General features: G+C 65.2%; 2 protein-coding genes and 1 pseudogene. 1 reads left to right on the top strand and 2 read right to left on the bottom strand.

The window, feature by feature from the left end:
* Together RUW20_RS05040 and RUW20_RS05035 are read right to left on the bottom strand one after the other, a co-directional pair.
* The coding region (locus RUW20_RS05040) for a copper resistance protein B (RefSeq protein ID WP_313951105.1) at positions 1 to 764 on the bottom strand (764 nt) is incomplete at its 3' end.
* A pseudogene (locus RUW20_RS05035) lies at positions 761 to 1,390 on the bottom strand (multicopper oxidase domain-containing protein); the annotation flags it as partial. The gene RUW20_RS05040 and the pseudogene RUW20_RS05035, both read right to left, overlap by 4 nt.
* A gap of 330 nt (positions 1,391 to 1,720) precedes the next feature.
* Between RUW20_RS05035 and RUW20_RS05030 the strand changes: the two are divergent.
* A partial coding sequence (locus tag RUW20_RS05030; protein ID WP_313951104.1) for a toll/interleukin-1 receptor domain-containing protein occupies positions 1,721 to 2,682 on the top strand: 962 nt, incomplete at its 3' end.

The raw sequence follows: 2,682 nt of genomic DNA, 5'->3' as shown, positions 1-2,682 counted from the left end.
CGCAGTGCCGTGCGTCCTTCATTGCCGACGTAGCCGGTGACGTCCAACTCGAACCAGTAGGGAGGGAGCCCTTGCACGCCGAAGGCGGCCCAGGTTCGATTGGGGCCTTCTCCCGAATCGAAGCGCACCCCGAGCTGCGTGTCCCAGTAGCTGGCAATGGCGTGCCCCCACAGCACTTCGGTGCGCGCCTCCTCGAGCCTGCTGTCGGCATAGTTGCCTTCGGCCTTGACGGCCAGGCGGTCGTAGGTGCCGCCGAACCAGGCCTGTCCTTCGTAGGAGGTGGCCTTGTCATCGCGACCGTACGCACACTCCAGTCTGTCGGAGAGCACGGCGCCGAAAGCATGTTCATCCGCCAGGCGCAAACGTTGCGTGCCGGGCAGCGCATACTTTCCCCTATCGAGCGTATAGCCGTCCGCGTACGCTTTCGGGTCGCGGGCGTCGGCAGGTGCGCTGCCACCCTGCATTTTCATGTCGCCATGGTCCAACCCGGCCATGTCGCCGGCAGCGGCGGCCGGATGAGTCTTCTTCATGCCGCCGTCGGCATCTGGCATGGCGCCAGTTTTCATCGCTTCGTGGTTCATTCCGGACATCGGCATCGCTGGTGCAGCGGCGGGCGCCGGTGACGGCGCGCCGTGATATCCCGCGTGTTCGTCCGCCGCCTGCGCTGGTTGCGCCCACGCGGTAGTGGCGCCCGACAAGGCGATACCCAGAGCCAGCGCGCTGAAGTGCCGCATCGTGTTCTCCCTTCTGATTGAAGCGCTCATGTCACCACCGCCTCGCGGAACATGCCCGCGTCCATGTGAAACAAGAGGTGGCAGTGCCAGGCCCAGCAACCGAGCGCGTCTGCTGTGACGAGAAAGCTCAAGCGCTGGGCGGGTTGTACGGAAATCGTGTGCCGGCGCGCCTGGAATTGGCCGTCCGGCGACTCGAGTTCGCTCCACATGCCGTGCAGGTGCATCGGGTGGGTCATCATGGTGTCGTTGTGCAGGATCACCCGCAGGCGTTCGCCGTAGTTGAAATGCACCGCGGTGGATTGGCCAAATTCGAGGCCGTCGACCGACCAGGCGTAACGCTCCATGTTGCCGGTCAGGTGGAGCTCGATCTCGCGCTCGGCCCCGCGCGGGTCCATCGGCCCGCCGATGGTCGACAGGTCGGCGAGCGTGAGTACCTTGCGGCCGTTGTTGCGCAGGCCAACGCCGGGGTCGTCGAGATTGATGCGCGGCATGTCCACCCGCATGTCGGTGCTCGGGTTGTATTCAGTACGGGCATGGCGCACGATCTGGCTGGCCGTCGCCAGCTCGCCCATCGACATGCCGTGCTTGCTGTGATCCATGGCTGTCGCGCTGTGGTTCATTCCGGCCATCTTCCCGTGGTCCATGCCGGCCATGGTTGATGGCGAAGTGCGCGCGCATCGAGCGGCCGGAGGACGGCTTGCCCGGCCAGAGGGACCGGAAACGCCGACGCTGACGGCTACCACTGGCTACAAAGCTGTCGGTCAGGCGAGAAGCAGTCGTCGGTCAGCAGTTCAGCCGCAGCGGACGCCCGCAAACCCCGGCAGCGATTCGTTGAAGAAAGCAGCTTAAAGACCTGCTCTCAACCTTCCCTGAACGCCGCAAACAAGGGTTGGCAAGCGCCCGGGCAGCGCTTATTCTGTTGTCAGACCGACGTGGCGGCATGCGGCGCTCAGCTGCACCGCGGCAACTTGAACAGGGAGAGGAACTTGGCCTTCGTCCCCGGATGCGAGCACGACATTTTTGTGAGCTACGCCCACATCGACAACGAGCCTCTGTCGGGCGCACAGCAAGGTTGGGTTTCGACCTTCGTGCGCGACGTCGAATCGGTCGTCCGGCGCAAGCTCTTCGACCGGCCGCGGGACTTCGACCTGTGGGTGGACCACGAACTCGCGGGCAACCGACCCTTCAACGCCGACATCGCGCGCTCGGTGAAAAACACCGCCAGCCTGCTGGTGATCATGTCGCCAGCCTACCTCGCCTCCGACTGGTGCCGCCGCGAGCGCGAGACCTTCCGCTCCGAAGTGCAGCACAAGCAGCGCGCCGGCTCGCGCGTCTTCGTCGTCGAACTCGATAACATCGAGGATCGCCGCCGCGTGCCTCCCGAATTTGGCGATTTACTTCCCTACCGGATGTGGATCGAAGACGGGCCGGCGCGCACGCCGCGCACGCTTGGTCTGCCGGTGCCAACGGCGAACGAGCCCGAGTACTACAGCCGGGTGAATCAGCTCGCACTCGAAATAGCGCAGGAACTGCAACGCCTCGCTGAAGTCGATCGCCCGGCGGCAGCTCCTCTCGGGCCGACCGTGTTCCTCGCGGAGGTGACCGACGACCTCGAGCCACGACGGGAAGAATTGCGTCGCTACCTGGTCCAGATGGGGCTCCGGACCCTGCCCACAAGCTACTACCCACGCGACAGTGCGCCGGCCTTCACGCAGGCCATGGCGGCTGATCTCGGCCAGTGCAAGGTGTTCGTGCAATTGCTGAGCGGCGTTGTCGGGCGCAAGCCAGAGGCTTCAGCGAGCGGTTTTCCGGCGCTACAGCACACTCTCGCGTCGCGCTCCGGGCTACCGATCGTGCAATGGCGAGCGCGCGATCTGGATGTCGATGAGGCCGATGACGCCGAGCAGCGTGAACTGCTGCAGGGGGCCAGCGTGCGCGCCTGCGGCCT

Origin of the sequence: Accumulibacter sp. (genome assembly GCF_032229525.1) — a bacterium.
Lineage (GTDB): Bacteria > Pseudomonadota > Gammaproteobacteria > Burkholderiales > Rhodocyclaceae > Accumulibacter.
The sequence above is the reverse complement of the archived record's forward strand: the minus strand, read 5'-3'. Positions and strand labels throughout refer to the sequence as shown.